At 42.0% G+C, this 18910-nt stretch carries 19 protein-coding genes; 13 read left to right on the top strand and 6 right to left on the bottom strand.

Features of this window, described 5'->3' with window-relative positions:
• Nucleotides 1–23 precede the first annotated feature (23 nt).
• Nucleotides 24–1460, bottom strand: a complete 1437-nt coding sequence (gene asnS / locus BLS59_RS15155) for an asparagine--tRNA ligase (protein WP_091150128.1) — start codon at nucleotides 1458–1460, stop codon at nucleotides 24–26.
• 83 nt (nucleotides 1461–1543) lie between these two features.
• A complete protein-coding gene (locus BLS59_RS15150; RefSeq protein ID WP_091150127.1) occupies nucleotides 1544–2038 on the bottom strand; it encodes a hypothetical protein in 495 nt (164 codons plus the stop codon).
• A gap of 65 nt (nucleotides 2039–2103) precedes the next feature.
• On the opposite strand from BLS59_RS15150, the gene BLS59_RS15145 reads away from it, so the two are divergent.
• Genes BLS59_RS15145 through BLS59_RS15125 form a run of 5 tightly spaced genes read left to right on the top strand, consistent with a single transcriptional unit; the run spans nucleotide 2104 to nucleotide 6931 of the window.
• Nucleotides 2104–2997: a DMT family transporter gene (locus BLS59_RS15145; RefSeq protein WP_091150126.1), complete on the top strand. Its 894-nt coding sequence runs from the start codon at nucleotides 2104–2106 to the stop codon at nucleotides 2995–2997.
• 60 nt (nucleotides 2998–3057) lie between these two features.
• Nucleotides 3058–3507, top strand: a complete 450-nt coding sequence (locus BLS59_RS15140) for a WapI family immunity protein (protein ID WP_091150125.1) — start codon at nucleotides 3058–3060, stop codon at nucleotides 3505–3507.
• Nucleotides 3508–3524: 17 nt separating this feature from the next.
• Entirely contained in the window at nucleotides 3525–5474 is a 1950-nt protein-coding gene (dnaG, locus tag BLS59_RS15135) for a DNA primase (RefSeq protein WP_091150124.1), read from the top strand.
• Nucleotides 5474–5842 (top strand): YraN family protein, encoded by a 369-nt coding sequence (locus BLS59_RS15130; protein ID WP_091150123.1) that lies wholly within the window; start codon nucleotides 5474–5476, stop codon nucleotides 5840–5842. Before dnaG ends, BLS59_RS15130 begins: the two co-directional genes overlap by 1 nt.
• Nucleotides 5843–5848: 6 nt before the next feature.
• Entirely contained in the window at nucleotides 5849–6931 is a 1083-nt protein-coding gene (locus BLS59_RS15125) for a glutaminyl-peptide cyclotransferase (protein WP_091150122.1), read from the top strand.
• A 68-nt stretch (nucleotides 6932–6999) separates the two neighbouring features.
• On the opposite strand, the gene BLS59_RS15120 is transcribed toward BLS59_RS15125, so the two are convergent.
• Nucleotides 7000–7332 (bottom strand): hypothetical protein, encoded by a 333-nt coding sequence (locus tag BLS59_RS15120; RefSeq protein WP_143014136.1) that lies wholly within the window; start codon nucleotides 7330–7332, stop codon nucleotides 7000–7002.
• Nucleotides 7333–7473: 141 nt separating this feature from the next.
• On the bottom strand, nucleotides 7474–9120 hold the full coding sequence (gene pgi, locus BLS59_RS15115) for a glucose-6-phosphate isomerase (RefSeq protein WP_091150120.1): 1647 nt from the start codon (nucleotides 9118–9120) through the stop codon (nucleotides 7474–7476).
• Between the two features lie 253 nt (nucleotides 9121–9373).
• On the opposite strand from pgi, the gene BLS59_RS15110 reads away from it, so the two are divergent.
• The 5 genes from BLS59_RS15110 (at nucleotide 9374) to BLS59_RS15090 (ending at nucleotide 13043) form a co-directional block, all read left to right on the top strand.
• On the top strand, nucleotides 9374–9811 hold the full coding sequence (locus BLS59_RS15110; protein WP_091150119.1) for a hypothetical protein: 438 nt from the start codon (nucleotides 9374–9376) through the stop codon (nucleotides 9809–9811).
• A 217-nt stretch (nucleotides 9812–10028) separates the two neighbouring features.
• Nucleotides 10029–11121, top strand: a protein-coding gene (prfB, locus tag BLS59_RS15105) for a peptide chain release factor 2 (RefSeq protein ID WP_143014135.1) whose coding sequence is annotated in 2 segments (ribosomal slippage) — nucleotides 10029–10088 and nucleotides 10090–11121 — 1092 coding nt in all. Because the reading frame shifts where the segments join, the coding sequence is not laid out codon by codon here.
• A 118-nt stretch (nucleotides 11122–11239) separates the two neighbouring features.
• Complete coding sequence (locus BLS59_RS15100; RefSeq protein WP_091150118.1) at nucleotides 11240–12154, top strand: alpha/beta hydrolase; 915 nt, start codon at nucleotides 11240–11242, stop codon at nucleotides 12152–12154.
• Between the two features lie 149 nt (nucleotides 12155–12303).
• Nucleotides 12304–12561 (top strand): hypothetical protein, encoded by a 258-nt coding sequence (locus tag BLS59_RS15095; RefSeq protein ID WP_143014134.1) that lies wholly within the window; start codon nucleotides 12304–12306, stop codon nucleotides 12559–12561.
• Between the two features lie 62 nt (nucleotides 12562–12623).
• Nucleotides 12624–13043: a hypothetical protein gene (locus BLS59_RS15090; protein ID WP_143014133.1), complete on the top strand. Its 420-nt coding sequence runs from the start codon at nucleotides 12624–12626 to the stop codon at nucleotides 13041–13043.
• Nucleotides 13044–13144: 101 nt separating this feature from the next.
• Here the strand turns inward: BLS59_RS15090 and BLS59_RS15085 are convergent, their stop codons facing one another.
• Nucleotides 13145–14002 carry a transglutaminase family protein gene (locus BLS59_RS15085; RefSeq protein WP_091150115.1) on the bottom strand — a complete coding sequence of 286 codons (858 nt, stop codon included), beginning with the start codon at nucleotides 14000–14002 and terminating at the stop codon, nucleotides 13145–13147.
• A gap of 47 nt (nucleotides 14003–14049) precedes the next feature.
• On the opposite strand from BLS59_RS15085, the gene BLS59_RS15080 reads away from it, so the two are divergent.
• Nucleotides 14050–14643: a hypothetical protein gene (locus BLS59_RS15080; RefSeq protein ID WP_091150114.1), complete on the top strand. Its 594-nt coding sequence runs from the start codon at nucleotides 14050–14052 to the stop codon at nucleotides 14641–14643.
• Between the two features lie 315 nt (nucleotides 14644–14958).
• Here BLS59_RS15080 and BLS59_RS15075 read toward each other — a convergent pair whose 3' ends face one another.
• Nucleotides 14959–16095: a BamA/TamA family outer membrane protein gene (locus BLS59_RS15075; protein WP_091150113.1), complete on the bottom strand. Its 1137-nt coding sequence runs from the start codon at nucleotides 16093–16095 to the stop codon at nucleotides 14959–14961.
• Nucleotides 16096–16366: 271 nt separating this feature from the next.
• Between BLS59_RS15075 and BLS59_RS15070 the strand changes: the two genes are divergently transcribed.
• Together BLS59_RS15070 and BLS59_RS15065 are read left to right on the top strand one after the other, a co-directional pair.
• Entirely contained in the window at nucleotides 16367–17347 is a 981-nt protein-coding gene (locus BLS59_RS15070; protein ID WP_091150112.1) for a deoxyhypusine synthase family protein, read from the top strand.
• Nucleotides 17348–17602: 255 nt separating this feature from the next.
• The gene (locus BLS59_RS15065; RefSeq protein WP_091150111.1) at nucleotides 17603–18886 is read left to right on the top strand and encodes a c-type cytochrome; all 1284 of its coding nucleotides are present in this window, start codon (nucleotides 17603–17605) and stop codon (nucleotides 18884–18886) included.
• Nucleotides 18887–18910: the final 24 nt, after the last annotated feature.

Genomic DNA, 18910 nt, shown 5'->3' with positions numbered 1-18910 from the left:
CCTGCCTAATCCTAAAAATCCTGTTAAAATTCAGCATTCTTCGGGAACCTTGGGAAAGGGATCACATCGCGGATGTTGCCCATACCGGTTACAAACAGCACCAGGCGCTCAAAGCCTAAACCGAAACCGGCATGAGGGCATGTACCAAAGCGGCGCGTATCCAGGTACCACCAAAGTTCGTCCTTAGGGATGCCCATTTCGTCCATGCGTTGTTCCAGCTTATCAAGGCGCTCCTCGCGCTGCGATCCGCCAATGATCTCGCCAATACCGGGGAACAGGATATCCATAGCACCAACAGTTTTGCCGTCGTCATTCTGGCGCATGTAAAACGCTTTTATTTCTTTAGGGTAATCTGTAAGGATCACCGGTTTTTTAAAGTGTTTTTCTACCAGGTAACGCTCGTGTTCCGATTGCAGGTCGGTTCCCCAGCCTTCAATGGGGTAAACAAATTTTTTCTTTTTGTTCGGGGTCGATTCTTTCAGTATCTCGATAGCCTCAGTATAAGTAAGGCGCTCAAAATCATGGGTTAAACAAAACTGCAGCTTTTCAAGCAGGCTCATATCCGAGCGCTCATTCTGCGGTTTTTGTTTTTCCTCTTCGGTAAGGCGCTGGGTTAAAAACTCAATATCATCGGCATTTTTATCAAGCGCGTATTTTATTACGTATTTCAGCATGTCCTCGGCAAGGTCCATGTTGTCGGTAAGGTTGTTAAACGCAACTTCCGGCTCAATCATCCAAAACTCGGCAAGGTGACGGGTAGTGTTTGAGTTTTCGGCGCGGAATGTTGGTCCGAAAGTGTATACATCGCTCAGTGCCATAGCACCAAGTTCACCTTCCAGCTGACCGGATACGGTTAAGTTGGTAGCAGTGCCAAAGAAATCCTGTTTAAAATCTACCTCTCCGGTGTCGGTTTTGGGTACATTGTTAAGGTCGAAGTTGGTTACGTGGAAAGCCTCGCCCGCACCTTCGGCATCAGATTGTGTAATAACCGGCGTGTGCAGGTAAACAAAACCGCGCTCCTGGAAAAATTGGTGTACTGCGAATGCCAGTGTGTTACGCACACGGAATATCGCGCCAAAAGTATTGGTACGGAAGCGTAGGTGAGCATTTTCCCTCAAAAACTCCAGGCTGTGTTTTTTAGGCTGGATAGGGTATTTTTCAGGATCGCTATCGCCAAGGATCTCAATATCAGCAGCAATAACCTCAACGGTTTGGCCTTTGCCTTGTGAAGCTATCAGCTTACCTGTTACGCTGATTGCAGCGCCGGTAGTGATCCGTTTTAATAAAGTTGCATCAGTGTTTTCAAAATCAACAACTATCTGGATGTTATTATTGGTTGAGCCATCATTCAAAGCAATAAAACGATTTGACCGGAAGGCGCGAACCCATCCTTTTACTGTTACATCAATTTCGGTTTGCTGACTTTGCAGCAATGCTTTGATCTTTAGTCGCTGACTCATATAAGTATATTTTTTTAGAGCTGCAAAAATACAATTAATTGGGAAACCTTTAAGCAGTTTACAAAGGCTTTGCCAAACGTTTATTATGGCAGCTTAACCGCAAACTTACCATTGGTAAAAACAACGCTATCGGCGATGCTGCCGTTTGCGGAATAATTTTTTTGAAGCGAGAAATTAAACTTACCGGTTATAATATTGCTTGATGCATCAACATCGGTTATGGTGATCTTATTACGGTTAGTGGGCATGGCAACGTATTGTTTAATAATGTCGCCGCTGGTTGATCTTTTGGTTAACTGTACCTGGTTACCCCAAACAAAATAAGTGCCTTTACCGGTTTCTTTCAGGTGCATTTCTAATGACATACCGGTTTCACCGGCTATTGTAGCTATAATGGCAGTTGAATCTACATCATTGGTAAATATTTTAAATTTTTTACTGCTGATATCGCCTTGAATTTTTACGCCGTCGGCATCGGCTTCAAAATAGGTTTTTGCGATTACGTCTACAGCTTTTTTGGTGCAGGAAAAAAATAATAATGCCAGGCAAAAAAGCGGAAGTATGGTTGATTTTTTCATATCTGCCTCAAAGATAATAGTAGTATGATAAATGCCGGTTAAGAATAATTAATATTAAATATTTGATGAGTAAGTTTGCAGCCATGACATTAAACCCCAAAATAAGCCTGATTATTGGCATTTTGTGTATCTCGTTTTCGCCCATATTTGTGAAGCTTGCGGGGGTATCACCAATTGGCTGCGCGTTTTACCGGGTATTTTTTGCATGGCTTTGCTTGCTGCCATATTGTATAATAAAGAAGAAATTGAATGTTAACAGCAAACAGCTCATTATAGCGGTAATTGCGGGTGTCGTTTTTGCGGCCGATGTAGCTGTATGGAATTTTTCTCTATTGAAGATCAGCGCTACAGTATCAACGCTGATAGCTAACCTGGCGCCGGTTTGGGTAGGTTTAATAAGCTTTTTACTGTTCAGGAAAAAGTCGGGCACTTTGTTTTGGATAGGTACCCTTATAGCTATTGTGGGAATGATAGTACTGGTGGGTTATCAGCATATTTTGCATTTGGAGTTTAACGAAGGCATACTACTGGCTACGCTGGCCAGTTTGTTTTATGCAACCTATATACTCATCACTAAAAATATTATGGCGCACATAGATGTGTTTACGTTTATGTTTTACAGCATGGCAAGTGCCAGCATTTTCCTGGTGCTGGTAAATGGCGTTATGGGAAATAGCATTATTGATTTTCCGTTAAACGTATGGCTATGCTTTATAGGCATGGGCGTGATTTGCCAGCTTGTGGGCTGGCTCACTATTAACTATTCGCTGCGCTACATGGAATCAACCAGGGTGGCGGTAATGTTGTTGAGCCAAACTGTATTTGCAGGGATATTAGCCGGTTTTTTGCTTAATGAACGGTTGGGATTAAACGAGATCATCGGCAGCGTGATTGTGCTGGCCGGCATAGCCGTAACATTTTTAAAGCCACGTAATCAATTAAATAAAAGTGTATTTTAACGTTTGTTAATTATCAATTGATGATTTGCCCTACATTTGCATTTTTAATATTATCTATTGATGGAAGCGTTTTTCGAAATTTTTGAATCTGGAAATATTATCAAAGTAGAGGCTTTGGAGTTTCAGACTTTTGGTTCCGGCAATCAATATGATAAAAATTGGATCAAGTCAAAGATAACAGTGAAAGCAGGCGGTTTTTCAGGAGAATATCATGCTGATTTAATGACTGTTGATTTTAAACAATTTGAAAAGCAACTTAGCACACTGTATGATAACTTATCCGGCGGAGCAGCGTTTCATGATCTGGAAGGTTATTTAGAAATAAGGATAATTGGCGATGGGGTAGGGCATTTTGAAGTAAATGTGACAGCTGATGATAGCCCTGGCGCTAATTCAAGAACGCTAACGTTTTCCATGACCATTGATCAAACATATATTAAACCAATAGTAAATAATTTAAAGAAAATCACCGAAGCATTTCCTGTTAAAGGAAGTTTCAGGATAAATTAATTGATAGTTTTTAACGCATGATCCAAAAATCCACCATCGACCGTATTATGGAAGCCACCGACATTGTGGAGGTGATTGGGGAATTTGTGCAGTTAAAAAAGCGGGGAGCCAACTATGTGGGCTTGTCGCCGTTTGCCAATGAGCGTACACCATCGTTCACGGTATCGCCTGCAAAAGGTATTTTTAAAGATTTCTCTACGGGTAAAGGTGGTTCGGCGGTTACATTTTTAATGGAGCTGGAAAAATTCAGCTACCCCGAAGCGCTGAAATGGCTGGCCAAAAAATACAGCATCGAAGTTGAAGAAACGGTAGAAGCACCCGAAAACCGGGAAGAAGAACAGCGCCGCGAAAGCCTGATGATAGTTACGGCCTATGCCGCCAAATTTTTTCATGAAAGCCTGCTGGATACCGATGAAGGAAAAAGCATTGGTCTGAGTTATTTTAAAGAGCGCGGTTTTAGCACCGAGATCATCAAAAAATTCGAGTTGGGCTATTCGCCCGATCAATGGGAGGCTTTTACCGGAACGGCTATAAAAGAAGGCTATCAGCAACAGTTTTTGGAGGAAAGCGGCCTGTCTGTAAAGCGGGATAACGGAACTTTGTATGACCGCTACCGTGGTCGGGTAATGTTCCCGATACATAGTTTTACCGGCAGGATTATCGCCTTTGGCGGCCGTACGCTAAAAAAGGATAAGAACGTACCTAAGTATGTGAATTCGCCCGAGAGCGAGATCTACCATAAATCAAATGTGCTTTATGGCTTGTACTTCGCCAAGAAAGCCATTCGCGAAGAAGACAATTGCTATTTGGTTGAAGGTTATGCCGATGTGTTATCTGTAGTACAGGCTGGGATAGAAAATGTGGTGGCATCTTCGGGTACTTCACTAACTACCGAGCAGATCAGGCTCATTAGCCGTTTTACCAAGAACATTACCATTTTATATGATGGTGATGCGGCCGGTATTAAAGCATCATTGCGCGGGTTGGACATGATCCTGGAGGAAGGCCTCAACGTGAAAGTGGTTTCCTTCCCAGATGGGCACGACCCCGATTCGTACGTACGCAGCGTGGGTACCAATGCCTTCAAAAAACACATCGACGAAAACAAGAAGGATTTTATCCTTTACAAAGCTGGCATCCTTTTAAAAGAAGCTGGTACCGATCCGATAAAAAAGGCGGAGATTATCCGCGAAATAGTAGAGAGCATAGCTAAGATCCCCGATTCTATTAAGGCATCGGTGTTTATTAAGGAGTGCAGCTATATTTTACAGATAGATGAGCGCGCCCTGCTATCGGAATTGAATAAAATGCGGCAGGCCAAGGCCAAGAAAGACGGTCAGCAGCAGCAAAATCAAAATTCAAGGTATTCTCAACAACCACCGCCCGAGGAGTTTGATTATTATTCGGCACCGGATAACGATGAGCCAAAGGTTTCGAAGGACGAGCACCTGCAGGAAAAGGAGATCATTCGCCTGCTATTGCTTTACGGCAATAAAATGATTGATTGGGACGGCATCGCCAATACCTACATCGGTCCGTTTATGATTGCCGAACTGGGCGACGTTACCTTTGAGGAAGAAGCCTGCAAGCTGTTTGTGGAGCTGTACCGGCAGGAAGTGGAGAACGGCGTACTGCCCGACGATGCTTATTTCATCCATCATAGTTCCAAAGCCATTGTTAACCTGGCCGTTGATATGCTGGCTACCAAGTACACGCTGAGCGAGAATTGGTACGAGATGCACAAGATCCTGGTGAATGATGAGCAGGCCAATATGAAGGCCACCATTCTGGGTGCCATATTTCACCTTAAAAAACACAAGGTGGGTAAAATACTGGATGGTCTGCGCGCTGAACTGCAAAAGGCCGAAAGCGAGGCCGACCAGGAAATACTGCTGAACCAGTACATCCGCATGAAAAAGGTAGAAAAATCAATCTCCGATTTTTTAGGATCGGTAATTATCAAATAATGGCTCAACACCTTGAATTGGGTCGCGCGGGCGAGGCATTGGCAAAAGCACATCTTGAAAATGCCGGCTATGAAATTCTGGATGAGAACTGGACGCATGGTAAAGCCGAGATAGACCTGATTGCTTATAAAGACAAGGTTATTATATTTACCGAAGTAAAAACCCGCACAGGTACGGCTTTTGGTCAGCCCGAGGATTTTGTAGATGCCCGCAAGCAAAAGCTCTTGGCCGATGCTGCTGACGAATACATTTACCTGATGGATCATAAAGGCGATGTGCGGTTTGATATTGTAGCTATTTTGTTTGACAGGGATAAGAATTATATACTAAACCATATCGAAGACGCGTTTTGGCCGTCGGGTACATGACATATTATGAATAATAAATTAAAACTTTTTTTTGCCGGCTGCACATTGCTGGCTTTCGGCTGTAGCTGTAATACCAAACCCAAGGAAACAGCCATCACCCTTAGTCCGGAGGCGGGTTCATCCTATAAGTCTGGCGATGTGGTAAACGTTAAAGTAAGTTACCCGGCTGATACCAAGGCCGATTCGGTGGTTTACCTGCTTGATTCTGTTAAACTGGCCGTAAAAAAAGATTCATCGGCACTTACCCTGAAAACAGATAGCATGCACCTGGGGGTAAAGCTAATTACCGCTAAAGTTTACACCGCGGGTAAAAGCGAAGATATCACCACAAACATTGTGTTGTATGCTGCTAAAGCGCCCGAAGAATACACCTTTAAAGTTGAAAAAACATTTCCACATGATACAGGCTCCTATACCGAAGGCCTGATATACCAGGATGGCATAATGTACGAAAGCGGGGGCGGTTACCTTGACCCGCCGCCGGGCCAGCCCAAAGACGGCCAGTCGAGTCTGAAAAAATACGACCTTACCACCGGCAAAACCATAAAAAAGGTAATGGTTGATCCTAAGAAATTTGCCGAAGGCATAGCCATTGTTGGCGACAAGCTTATCCAGCTTACGTGGAAAGAAAAGGTAGGCTATGTATATGATAAAAATACCCTTGCATTATTGAGTTCATTTAATGATTCGGTAGGACAAGAAGGCTGGGGCATGACCTTCGACGGTAAATTCATTTATGCCGATGACAGCACTAACCGTATCTGGCTGCGTAATAAAGACAACTACAGTAAAGTGAGTTATATTGATGTTTATGATGATAAAGGCCCTATAAATAGTCTTAATGAGTTGGAATACATCGATGGTAAAATTTATGCCAACGTTTGGCAAACCAACAATATCGTTGTTATTGATCCTAAAACCGGTGTTGTATTACAACGGATAGACATGACCAACCTTTATCCCGAAAATCAAAGAAACGCCGGCGCCGATGTGCTTAACGGTATAGCTTATGACAAAACCGGCAACCGCATATTTGTAACCGGAAAAAAATGGGATAAAATGTTCCAGGTTAAGTTTGTGAAGAAGTAGTATTTATAACACTTACGATATAAGATAAAAGCGCCCTGGTTTACGGGCGCTTTTATTTTTAACTTATATCAGGGTTTATGCTCCTTACTAGCGGTTTCCCATTTGTCGAGTTTGCCGTTTACAAAGTATAGCCAGTAGCTTTCAACGGGCGTACTATTCTGGCCCCATTGGCTGTATTGTACCACTTCTATCAGTGTATTGGTATCGGGGTAATTTTTGGCGGCGACAATGTTATCCGGTTTCTTTTTTAATTGTTTTTGAACATCGTCTTTAGTCATTCCTAATTTTATGGAATTAAGATCAACGGGTCTTCCCGCTACCATACTTTCACGGATCTCCGCGCAGGAGGTAAGCATAATAGCCAACAGCGCTATAATGATTGGTTTGAAGGTTTTAGTCATGATAATTGTGTGCTTAAATTGTATAGGTATGATGCTGTTGTAAGCATAAAGTTTAAGCATCTTCAAGTAAAAAAGTTTATAAAAAAGAAAAGAGCTGATTAACAGCTCTTTTCTTTTTTATAGGAAAGTATGTGGGAGAAATTACCTCCAGGCTTTGTACTGATTTATTAAACCATTGGTTGATGAATCGTGACTGCTCACTTCGGCATCATCTTTAAGCTCGGGTAATATTTTACCGGCCAGTTGCTTGCCCAGTTCAACACCCCATTGGTCAAAGCTGAAAATGTTCCAGATAACGCCCTGTACAAATATCTTGTGTTCGTAAATGGCAATCAACGAACCCAGGCTGCGTGGTGTGATCTTTTTAAGCAGGAACGAGTTTGTTGGGCGGTTACCTTCAAATACTTTAAATGGCGCTATGGCAGCAATTTCGGCTTCAGATTTACCTGCTGCCTTTAACTCATCAATAACAACTTCTTCTGTTTTACCGTTCATCAAAGCCTCGGTTTGGGCAAAGAAGTTTGACAGCAGCATGTTATGGTGCTCGCCAAGCGGGTTGTGTGATTGTGCCGGGGCAATAAAATCGCAAGGGATCAATTTTGTTCCCTGGTGTATTAACTGGTAAAAAGCATGCTGACCGTTGGTGCCTGGCTCGCCCCAGATGATAGGACCGGTTGAGTATTCTACATGCTTGCCATTACGGTCCACATGTTTACCGTTGCTTTCCATATCGCCTTGTTGGAAGTATGCTGCAAAACGGTGCATGTATTGGTCGTACGGCAAAATTGCGTTGGTTTCCGATTCAAAGAAATTGTTGTACCAGATGCCAACAAGGGCTAATATAACAGGAATGTTCTGCTCAAACTCTGCAGATTTAAAGTGGTTATCTGTAGCGTGAGCACCTTCTAACAACTCAATAAAGTTATCAAAGCCAATGCTTAAAGAAATGGATAAACCAATGGCGCTCCATAAAGAGTAACGACCGCCAACCCAATCCCAAAATTCAAACATATTTTTAGTATCGATACCGAATTTTTCAACGGCGGCGGCATTGGTTGACAGGGCAGCGAAATGTTTGGCTACATCTGCTTCTTTAGCACCGGCAGCTAAAAACCAATCGCGGGCACTGTGGGCATTGCCCATAGTTTCCTGCGTGGTGAAAGTTTTTGAAGCTATCAGGAATAACGTAGTTTCAGGATCAACAGCCTTCAACGTTTCTACAATGTGAGTACCATCTACGTTGCTCACAAAGTGCAGGTTAAGGTGGTTTTTGTAGGCCTTTAAAGCTTCAGTAACCATAACCGGACCCAAATCAGAACCGCCTATGCCAATGTTAACCACATCGGTAATTGGTTTGCCGGTATAACCTTTCCAATCGCCGCTGATGATGGCATGGCTAAAGTTTTTCATCTGTTCCAGCACTTTATTTACATCGGGCATAACATCTTTACCATCAACATAAATAGGTGTGTTACTGCGGTTACGCAGGGCTATATGCAGCACCGGGCGACCTTCGGTAACGTTGATTTTTTCGCCCGAATACATGGCTTCAATTGCCTTATTTACTGAACATTCTTTAGCCAGTTGTATCAATAATGCTATAGTTTGATCGTCGATGCGGTTTTTGGAATAATCAAGCAGGATATCTTCAAACTGAACAGAGAATTTAGTAAAGCGTTCATTATCAGATTCAAATAACTCTTTCAGGCTTTTTGATACAATATCAATGTAATGATCTGCTAAGTATTTATAGCTCTGGGTGGCGGTAAAATCAGTGTTTGGCAACATAATTGAAGTGTTTTTTTAACAAAAGTAACAAGTTAATTGTTAGGTGTATATTAATTGTAAATCTAACCAATGTTCGTGTTCTTTAAACACCATTTACATAGTGTTTGTTTTACACTGAAAAATTACGATAATTTTAAAAATATTTAAGATTTTTTTTGATATTCAGAAAAATTATTTAATATATTTGTGGTGTTGGTAAACAAATAAGCTATTTATCATCAATTTGTAAATTTACTTCTAAATATACGGGGCTATGTTTGAGAAACTTTTTTTGCTTGTGAAAAATAACGCCGGGACGGCTGTTGTTAACAACCCATTAATTCCTGCAAAACACCATAATGCAGTGATGATTGAAGCTTCAAGTTCAATAATTGAAGTTTTAAAAGGCCAGATGGAAAATGGCAAGTTGAAGGACCTTGTAAAGTACTTTCAATCGTCGGGGGTGTATAATAAGTCGTTAGTTTCAAGCATAGTCAACAGGTTTGCAAACCGCTTAAACACTTTTTACAACATCGATACCGAACATGCGCTGGCTACAGCTAATGAGCTTATTCCTGTTGTTATGAGCCAGTTGGTAAAAGAATCAAAAAGCGAGCAGATCAAAGAATTTGGTTTAACTAATATGCTTACCAAGCTAAATGGTAACCGTGCCGACCTTAGTTTGCTGGTTAACAACCTTATGGTAGCTTAATAATATATACAACTGCCTTTGAACGGGCCTGCAGATTGATAAAACAATTTGCAGGCCTTTTTATTTGTTGAAAAGAATAATGAGTTGTTTTTACGCCAAGCCAGAAAAACAAGATTTTTCATCTTCAAATCTTCAAACTACGAAGTACTCATGAGTTCATTAGAAACAGATTATTGACGAATAATCAACACATCTTCAAATTATCTATATTTGCCGCATGACTAAAGAACAGATTCAGGATTTAAGGGATAGAGCAGCGTCCCTGAGGAGGCATCTTTGACATCGACAAGAAGCTTGAGCTACTGCATCAGGAACAGGAAATAACCGTTGGCCCGCATTTTTGGGATCATCCCAAAGAGGCCGAAAAGGTGCTTGCATCCATCAAAACAAAAAAAGTATGGACAGATGAGTTTCAAAAAGTGCTTGCCGTAATTGAAGATACCGGTGTGCTTTTTGAATTTTATCAATCGGGCGATGCTACCGAAGCTGAAATGCTGGAGCAATACAACGCCACTATAAAAGTAGTTGAAGAGCTGGAATTTAAAAACATGCTCTCGGCCGAAGAAGACCAGTTTCATGCCGTACTGCAAATTACAGCAGGCGCCGGTGGTACCGAAAGCTGCGACTGGGCCGGTATGCTCATGCGTATGTACATTATGTGGGGCGAAAAAAATGGCTACAAAGTAACCGAGCAGGATTACCAGCCCGGCGACGTGGCCGGTGTAAAAACCGTAACCCTACAGTTAGAGGGTGATTTTGCCTACGGCTACTTAAAAGGCGAAAATGGTGTACACCGTTTAGTGCGTGTATCTCCGTTTGATGCCAATGCCAAACGCCATACCTCATTCGCATCGGTATATGTTTATCCGCTGGTTGATGATACCATCGAAATTGATATTAACCCTGCCGATATTGAGTTTGAAACCTTCCGCTCGGGTGGTGCCGGCGGGCAAAACGTGAACAAGGTAGAAACCGCTGTACGTTTATACCACAAACCATCGGGTATTGTTATCAAAAATCAGGAGTCGCGTTCACAATTACAGAACAAGGATAATGCTATCCGTTTGCTCAAGTCGCAGTTGTACGAAGCCGAAATGCGTAAACGTTTAGAGATAACCAATACCATTGAAGGCAACAAAAAGAAAATTGAATGGGGATCGCAGATCAGGAATTATGTGTTGCATCCCTACAAACTGGTGAAAGACCTGCGTACCGATCATGAAACCTCAAATGCCGCCGCAGTTTTAGATGGCGACCTTAATGAGTTTTTAAAAGCCTACCTTATGGAATTTGGCGGGCCGAAAGGTTAAACTATTTAACCACATAAAGTTTTATCAATAGCGATGGCTTTAAGCCATCGCTATTTTTTTGCGTTTTTGTTTTAGCCATAAAGTTGTAATTTGGCTAAACCATACACCATCGTAAATTATGAAAACCATTTTATCTGCCCTTATTTTGATTGCTACAACAAATATGGCCTGTAGTCAGGAAAAGCCAATCCCTTTATATCCTAAAGGTGTGCCAAATTCAAAACCCACACCCGCCACATATGTTGAAAAAACCGACGACAATCATTGGATCACGCTGGTAAGTCAGCCCACTATTACACCCTATCTGCCTGCTAAAGGCACTGCCAATGGCGCGGCTGTTATCGTTTGCCCGGGTGGTGGTTATTCGGGTTTGGCGTCGGAGCATGAGGGCTTTACTATTGCAAAGGAGTTTAATAAAATAGGAGTAACTGCTTATGTATTGAAATACCGTTTGCCGAGTGATGAAATAATGGCAGATAAATCTATCGGCCCCTTGCAAGATGCACAGACGGCTATACTCATTGTACGTAAACACGCGGCAGAGTGGGGACTAAACCCGGCTAAAATTGGTATCATAGGTTTTTCGGCAGGCGGGCACTTAGCTTCAACGGCGGGTACGCATTTTGATAAACCGGTTATTGAAGATAAAGAGAACATCAGTGTTCGGCCCGATTTTATGATGCTGCTGTACCCGGTAATATCATTTGGCGATCAGGCGCACGTTGGTTCAAGAGAAAACCTGATTGGTAAAACACCGGCAGCCGGGCAGGTAGACCTGTACTCGAACGAAAAACAAGTTACCGTCAATACACCACCAACCTTTATTGTACATTCCGAGGATGATAACGTAGTGCCTGTACAAAACAGCCTGCTTTTTTATGAGGCCTGCCTTAAAAATAAGGTTAAGGTAGAGATGCACCTTTTTCAGGAAGGCCCGCATGGGTTCGGGCTAAATAACCCAAAGAGTAAGGACAAATGGTTTGACTGGGCTACTAACTGGTTGGATGCGAATGGGTTTTTGAGCGGGAAATAGGGCATGAGGCACACGCAGCACGCGTACGCCAGCGGTGGTGGTAACGATAACGAATATATAGGTCCATATATAATGTTCGAGCCTAATGCAAACCAACGGTTGTTCCTACAAAATCAGTAACGAGTAGTTAATAATACTAACATATGAATATGAAGAGATATTGGTTTGAGTTTGAAGTAACTAATGTTCGCTACGACTTGGCTTTAGGTTGTGGAGTAACGGCGTACAATCATGCGGATGCATTACATCTGCTTGAAGATTTAGTCTTTAAAGAGAAAGCCATACCTATTCCCAAAAAAACAATCGAAGATGTCGATATATCAACTTTAGATGCAAGGCATGTGTTGCTAAATATGGGACCTCCCAACATGCGTGGCGTTTGGTATCCATTGGGTTATAGTTGGTAGATATTCCTAATCTAGCCCGTTGCTGGCGCACGCGTGCCGCGTGTGCTATGAGTAAAAATCACATGAAAATAAAACGCCATATTCAAAAAGAAACTCCAATTGAACTTGATGTCGTAGAAGAAAAAATTGAGAAATATTTAAAAAAGAATTTCTACAGAATTACTGAAAGAGGGCCCGGGTTTGTTATTTTTATTGAAGACGAATTAAGTAACCGGAAAAGATCGAGATCTGACTATCATACACGCATTGGAGAAGGTAAATTTGTATTTGACTACTCAGCCGATCAAGATACAATTGTAGAATTGATTTATCTTACAGACATTTCATACAATGTTTTTCTTGCAACGTTAGTTTGTGCATTCGGTATTTACGTTAATCATATAGTTATGCCCATTGTTATGTCACTTGCTTTAACACTGCCTGTTTTTTTTAAGATCATTTACTTAAATGGACATGTGTTTGAGGAAATTTTGGAATGTTAATTTTTATGGGAGTGTTATAGTTAAACGAAATTTGTTTCCCCCAGCTGGCGCACGCGTGCCGTGTGTGCTTTATTAGAATATAAAAAATCCGGCCAAAACACCTACTCCAGTATCCCCAGCAACTCATTCAACTCCGCCACCTTTTCCACAGAACCCAGGTTTTCGTAGGCGCTTATTAAATTGCGGATCACGCGTTTTATGATATCGGTATTGGAGCAGGGCTCATAAAACTGCTTGTCGTATTTAAGGTTAAGCTGTTTCAGGAACATATCTACATCGCGGCGGCCAAATATAAAACCCTTATTGAAGGTGTTGATATAAAATAGTATACCGCTTTCAAAATCGCTTTGCTGACTTTCATCTAAGTAGGCCAGTATAAAATGCCGGGGCAGGTTAACGCCATACACCGGGATATCCAGCTTTTGGGCAATGATAGAATATATAATGGCCAGCGAAATTTGATTGCCCTTCTTGGTTTCCAGCACCTGGCTCAAAAAACTGTTCTGCGGATCAAGGTGATTGGAGGTGTTGCCGCTGAAACCGTAAATGCTGTAGAAAACATGATTAATGAGCTTTACCTGCTCTTTTGGGCTGGCCTCGTTCATCATCTGGATCCATATATCGCGTTTTATGGCCTCTATCTGGTTAATAACCTTTTGCTCGTCAAGATCGGGGTATTGGTAGCGGTTAATAATGAGGATGCCTTGCAGCAAATCAAAAGCCCCGCTTTGGTGCCATAGTTTTAGGTCGTTTTTTAACGTACCGAACTGGATCTCATGTACCAAATCGGCAATGCGCTCCTGTTGTACGGCATCAAAAGCTTGCTCAAAGGCACTTTCCAGGTAAGCTATAACTTCGGTGCCGTATGATAACAGTTTATTGTGCACATGATCGTAGATCTCACTATCCGGATCGTCAAGTAGTTTTATTAAAGAGTTAATTTCGGTGGTATTTATCATATACTAATGCTAAAATACTAAACCTTTTTTATTTTATTTTTGTGCCAATGTCAAATTTTACCTTCGCGAAGGATTACTTACTGCACCGTTTAAAAGCAAACAACAGGCACGGCGTTCACTCTCCGTTTGTTTATAACCTCATTGATAATGTTATTTATGATTACGCTGACAAGGAAGTGTATCGTGAAATGGGTGAAGACTGGGAGCGAAGAGCGGGGAGCGCGGGGATAAAACTCAAAGTTGTCAGGCTATTGTACCGCTTAACAAAACACTTTGATCCTGCTACAATTATTCATCCTGGCAACGCTGACCCAATAATAAAATGCTGCTTACATAAAGCAGCGCCCAATGCCGGGTTATATACCCAGGAAAATCCTCCTGCAAAAGCCGATCTGATTTATATTGAAGCAGATGACTCAAAAGATAATGCGTTGAAACACTCTAACCAAAGCCTGCCCTCAGTTCATGAAGATACGGTGCTGATACTTGCCGGTATTTACAAAAGTGCAGGTATGAAACAGGCTTGGGCGCAAGCAAAAAACCACCCGCAGGTTACTTTAACCATTGATCTGTTTTGGATAGGGTTGGTATTCTTTAAATCGGGCCGGGCCGAAAAAGAGCATTTTAGGGTGAAGTATTAATGTCCGAATCGGAATTTTCAGAATTTGAGAAATTTCAGAATTAGCAGATATGCACTTGCGTTTGTTTGTAACCACAGGTGATGGAAAAAAATGTTGTCATTTCGATACGAGGTACGAGTGAGAAATCTTATACGATATGCATTTAGGTCCTGTATTTCCGTAGAAGATTTCCATCACTTGCGCTCGTTTGTAACGAGTGCTTAAAATGTTCTTGCGTCTGCGACGCTTCTTCGCGATGCAAGCACATAGACGATTTCAGAATTTTATTTTGCAAGCCTTGTATTCTGTAAATTCTTAAATCCGGAAAATTCTGATCTAAAACGCCTGTCCTAATCCTATATAAAAGCCACTTTGGCGAGATTCGCCGGGATTTTTTTGGCCTACGCCGTAGTCCATGCGTACGCTCAGGCCTTTTTCAACGTCGAAAAAGTAACGTAGGCCGCCGCCGTAGTTTGGCTTCAGTTCAGCAAAGCTAAAGCTGTTGTGAAAAACTTCGCCGGTACCAATAAATCCAGCAAGGCCGATGCGGTTGCTCAGGCGATAGCGTAGTTCTGTTTGTCCGGCCAGCATATTGCGGTCGCGATAGCGGCCGTTATAGTACCCCCGCATCATTTCATCGCTGCCCAGGGCCGGCAATAAAAAAAATGGCGACTGGCTACCAGTTAAACTTTGCTCCTGGATATCAATTCCCAGTACAAACTTCTGGCTTAGTTTAAAAAACTGCGCGTATTCTATATTAAAAAAGCCGCCTTTGTAATCGTTACTGCTGAATAATCCATGCGTAAATTCAAAATAAGTATTAACAATGATACCACTGGTGGTATAGGTATTATTGTCGCGGCTATCGTAACTAAGGCTTGGGCCTATATAGGCATTACTGCCGCCGCTGCGTGAGTAAACCTGCGGGTCGGTATAAAAAATGCCGTTAGGCTGACCACTACTAAAGCTATAATGAGAAGCGCCGGCAACAAGGCCGCCATACAGGTTTTCGGTTAGTTTTTTTTCTGCAGCTAAATTTATCTTAACTCGTTTTTGTCCAATGCGGTCAACATCGGCACTTCGTGTGTTATTGCCAATACCGTAAAAGTTAAACGGAAAGTTGATATAGCTGACGCCCGCTGTAAGGTGATATTTGTTCTGCGGCGTCCAGTAACTGGTGTTTAGGCTTACCCGGCTTTGCCCCTTGGTGGTAAAGGTAGCATAACCAAAAATGTTTGATACACGGGTGATTTTGCTTACGGTATCGGTATAAAAAGACAACAAGCCAGCCCCGCCGGCTTCAAGCCCGGTTTCGGGCGCCGAGCTTAATACGGGCAAAATAATAAAGCTGCTTTTTTTGCTGCTATCCCTGTCAAAATACATTTTACGGATAAACTTTGGTATGATGTGCGTTTGGGAAAAGGCAGTTTGCAGGCAAAATAGGAGTATTATAGTAGTAATAAATGTCTTCATAGGTGTTTGCGAATATAAAGAAGATGTGCAGATTATAGATGTGCAGATTTCAGATGATGAAGATAAATAGATGTGCAGATTTCAGATGATGAAAATGGATGGTGAATTTTAATAATTATCTTCATATCAATAATCAATCCACGTTCGTGCTTTCATTTGCACATCTGAAATTTGAAATGCACATCGAGCGTTTATCTGCACATCTGAAATCTATAATCTGCACATCACACTAAAAATATTACTTTTGTGGCTGAATTTTTATTGATACACTATGAGCATCACAAGAGGACCTATTTCGCAGTTTATTGAAAAGAACTATCTGCATTTTAACGCCGCGGCATTAATGGACGCAGCCAAAGGATATGAAACGCATCTTGACGAAGGCGGTAAAATGATGGTTACCTTAGCAGGTGCCATGAGTACAGCCGAGCTGGGTATTTCATTGGCAGAGATGATCCGTCAGGATAAGATCGCTATTATTTCCTGTACAGGAGCCAACCTTGAAGAAGATATTATGAATCTTGTAGCGCACTCGCACTACAAAAGGGTACCAAACTACCGTGATCTTAGTCCGCAGGAAGAGTGGGATCTGCTGGAAAATCACTATAACCGCGTTACCGATACCTGTATCCCCGAAGAAGAGGCCTTCCGTCGCCTGCAAAAGCACATCCACAAAATATGGAAAGATGCTGATGACAGCGGCGAGCGTTACTTTCCGCATGAATACATGTACAAGATATTACTAAGCGGCGAATTGGAGCAATACTATGAGATAGATCCTAAAAACTCATGGATGCTGGCCGCTGCCGAAAAAAACCTGCCTATTGTTGTACCCGGATGGGAAGACAGTACCATGGGCAACATATTTGCATCATACCTTATCAAAGGCGAGTTAAAAGCCTCTACCATGAAAAGTGGTATTGAGTATATGGCCTGGCTTGCCGACTGGTACACCAAAAACTCATCGGGCAAAGGAATTGGTTTCTTCCAGATAGGCGGTGGTATTGCCGGCGATTTCCCTATTTGCGTTGTTCCTATGCTTTACCAGGATATGGAAATGCATGATGTACCTTTCTGGAGCTACTTCTGCCAAATCTCCGATTCAACCACTTCTTACGGTTCATACTCGGGAGCAGTACCAAATGAGAAGATCACATGGGGTAAACTGGACATCCACACCCCCAAGTTTATAGTAGAAAGCGATGCTACCATTGTGGCTCCGCTTATATTTGCCTGGATATTAAAGCAATAATTTAAATTTTTATATTGGTTAGTATAACGCTAACCAATATAAAATTTGGTTTTTGGTTTAAAAAGCCGTCCTATAGCGTTTAAAAGGCTATTTGCGTTTATTTAGAACGATTATAAATTATAGGTTGGTGTCATTTATGTGTCAGCGATACTGTAATAAATTTTACTTTTGTGCCTGTAATATACAGATGGAGCATAACATCTTTACAGCGGAATCAAACATTAATATAAAAACTATTTAGCATAAATACACTTTATGAGAAGTTTCTCATTGATTTTTAAACAATTCTCAAGGTCGGTTTTACTGGTTGTTGGGTTTGCTTTTTGGGGTTTTTCTGCTGCTTACGCGCAAACAGACGCGGCAAAGGGCGAGGCCATTTTCAAATCCAAATGTACAGCCTGTCACAAAATTGACCAGCAATTAATTGGCCCGGCGCTTGGTACACAGCTTACCGAAGAAACTGATGATAAGTATCTGATAAAATGGATACAGAACAATCAGGCTTTAATAGCTGCTAAAAACCCTAAGGCGCTTGCTATTTACAACAAGTTTAACCAGGCTGGCATGACGGTGTTCGCCGAGCTTTCTGACGGCGATGTGGGTAACATTTTAACCTATGTACGTGGCGAATGGAAGACCATGCAAGATGAAAAAGCTAAGGCTCCAGCCGCTGGTACAGGCGCTGCCGCTGCTGATGCTGGCCCAAGCGAACTTGTTATCTGGGGTTTAATTGGCGTTATCGTTATCGCATTCATTGTGATACTGGTACTAAATAAGGTTGTTGGCAGTTTAGAGCGTTTGCTGTTAAGCGGTAAAGGCTTATTAATTGAAGAAGAAGCCGAAACAACTGAAAGTGCTGCGAAAGCCCAGGGAAAAGATCTGCTTAAAAAGATCCTGAAAAATAAAAAACTGGTATTCTTTATACTGTTCTGCGGTACGGTAGCAATGGGAAGCTGGGGTTGGGTTACTTTGTGGAACACTAACGTGCACACAGGTTATCAGCCGGTACAGCCAATCAAATACTCGCACCAGTTACACGCAGGTACCATGAAAATTGATTGTCAGTATTGCCACTCAGGCGCTTACAAATCAAAAAATGCGTCAATACCATCATTAAACGTTTGTATGAACTGCCATAAGGTTGTTAAAACCGAATCGCCGGAAATACACAAAATTTATGATGCTTTGGGTTACGATCCAAAGACACAAAAGTACGACAGTACACAGGCTAAACCTATCCAATGGATCCGCGTTCACAACCTGCCAGATCTGGCTTACTTTAACCACTCCCAGCACGTAAAGGTTGGCGGTATTAAATGTCAGACTTGCCATGGTCCGGTTGAAACCATGCAGGAAGTTAAACAATACTCTCCGCTTACCATGAAATGGTGTATCCAGTGCCACAAACGTACCGAAGTTAACGGTAAAGGAAACGCTTATTACGACAGCATACTTGCAGCTCATGACAAGCTGAAAAAAGGCGAAAAAGTTACTGCTGCAGTTTTAGGCGGTATCGAGTGCGGTAAGTGTCACTATTAATAAATAAGAATTTAGCATTACAGT

The sequence above is a fragment of the Mucilaginibacter pineti genome (assembly GCF_900101875.1).
In the GTDB taxonomy this organism is placed as follows: Bacteria; Bacteroidota; Bacteroidia; order Sphingobacteriales; family Sphingobacteriaceae; genus Mucilaginibacter; species Mucilaginibacter pineti.
The sequence above is the reverse complement of the archived record's forward strand: the minus strand, read 5'-3'. Positions and strand labels throughout refer to the sequence as shown.

Bases quoted from the DNA above. Each gene is read 5' to 3' on its own strand.
- asnS (WP_091150128.1), bottom strand. From the start codon at position 1,460: ATGAGTCAGCGACTAAAGATCAAAGCATTGCTGCAAAGTCAGCAAACC.
- BLS59_RS15150 (WP_091150127.1), bottom strand. From the start codon at position 2,038: ATGAAAAAATCAACCATACTTCCGCTTTTTTGCCTGGCATTATTATTT.
- BLS59_RS15145 (WP_091150126.1), top strand. From the start codon at position 2,104: ATGAGTAAGTTTGCAGCCATGACATTAAACCCCAAAATAAGCCTGATT.
- BLS59_RS15140 (WP_091150125.1), top strand. From the start codon at position 3,058: ATGGAAGCGTTTTTCGAAATTTTTGAATCTGGAAATATTATCAAAGTA.
- dnaG (WP_091150124.1), top strand. From the start codon at position 3,525: ATGATCCAAAAATCCACCATCGACCGTATTATGGAAGCCACCGACATT.
- BLS59_RS15130 (WP_091150123.1), top strand. From the start codon at position 5,474: ATGGCTCAACACCTTGAATTGGGTCGCGCGGGCGAGGCATTGGCAAAA.
- BLS59_RS15125 (WP_091150122.1), top strand. From the start codon at position 5,849: ATGAATAATAAATTAAAACTTTTTTTTGCCGGCTGCACATTGCTGGCT.
- BLS59_RS15120 (WP_143014136.1), bottom strand. From the start codon at position 7,332: ATGACTAAAACCTTCAAACCAATCATTATAGCGCTGTTGGCTATTATG.
- pgi (WP_091150120.1), bottom strand. From the start codon at position 9,120: ATGTTGCCAAACACTGATTTTACCGCCACCCAGAGCTATAAATACTTA.
- BLS59_RS15110 (WP_091150119.1), top strand. From the start codon at position 9,374: ATGTTTGAGAAACTTTTTTTGCTTGTGAAAAATAACGCCGGGACGGCT.
- BLS59_RS15100 (WP_091150118.1), top strand. From the start codon at position 11,240: ATGAAAACCATTTTATCTGCCCTTATTTTGATTGCTACAACAAATATG.
- BLS59_RS15095 (WP_143014134.1), top strand. From the start codon at position 12,304: ATGAAGAGATATTGGTTTGAGTTTGAAGTAACTAATGTTCGCTACGAC.
- BLS59_RS15090 (WP_143014133.1), top strand. From the start codon at position 12,624: ATGAAAATAAAACGCCATATTCAAAAAGAAACTCCAATTGAACTTGAT.
- BLS59_RS15085 (WP_091150115.1), bottom strand. From the start codon at position 14,002: ATGATAAATACCACCGAAATTAACTCTTTAATAAAACTACTTGACGAT.
- BLS59_RS15080 (WP_091150114.1), top strand. From the start codon at position 14,050: ATGTCAAATTTTACCTTCGCGAAGGATTACTTACTGCACCGTTTAAAA.
- BLS59_RS15075 (WP_091150113.1), bottom strand. From the start codon at position 16,095: ATGAAGACATTTATTACTACTATAATACTCCTATTTTGCCTGCAAACT.
- BLS59_RS15070 (WP_091150112.1), top strand. From the start codon at position 16,367: ATGAGCATCACAAGAGGACCTATTTCGCAGTTTATTGAAAAGAACTAT.
- BLS59_RS15065 (WP_091150111.1), top strand. From the start codon at position 17,603: ATGAGAAGTTTCTCATTGATTTTTAAACAATTCTCAAGGTCGGTTTTA.